This window comes from Mycolicibacterium pyrenivorans (assembly GCF_025821625.1).
GTDB lineage: Bacteria > Actinomycetota > Actinomycetes > Mycobacteriales > Mycobacteriaceae > Mycobacterium > Mycobacterium pyrenivorans.
Genome location: NZ_JACKSH010000012.1, coordinates 1 through 489 on the forward strand (window position 1 = coordinate 1; position 489 = coordinate 489).

1 protein-coding gene is annotated in these 489 nt (G+C 70.1%); it reads right to left on the bottom strand.

Annotated features, from left to right (window positions below; genetic code table 11):
- Nucleotides 1-14: 14 nt before the first annotated feature.
- The coding region (locus H7I57_RS01030; protein WP_264021378.1) for a cation efflux transmembrane domain-containing protein at nt 15-489 on the bottom strand (475 nt) is incomplete at its 5' end.

Genomic DNA, 489 nt, shown 5'->3' on the forward strand with positions numbered 1-489 from the left:
GGGCTACCGATAGGTCAGCAGCCGCAGCCCTCACCGCGCCAGGATTCGATGCCCTCCCGCACCGCCGCAGCAGCGATGAGCAGACCGATGGCCGGATCGAGCCACCAACCCCCGGGCCAGATCGCGGTGACCGCCAAACCGATCAGTACCGCGGCGGCTTGGGCGGCGCACAGGTAGTTCTGGGTGCCTTCACCGGCGGTGGCCCCCGAGCCCAGGATCACTGCCAGCCGGTGTTTGGCATAGCCCAGCAGCGGCATGATCACCAGCGCCAGGGCGGTCAGCGCGATGCCGATGGCGCTGGTCTCGCTGTGCTGCCCCGCCAGCAGGTGATGGATGGATTCCGCGGCGATGTAGGGGGCGATCAGCCAAAACGACACCGCCACCGCGTATTGGGCGCGCCGCTCGGCGGTCGATGACAGGGTGCGCGCCCCGGTGACCCGCCACACCACAATCAGGCTCGCGAGCCCCTCCACCGCGCTGCCCAGCGCC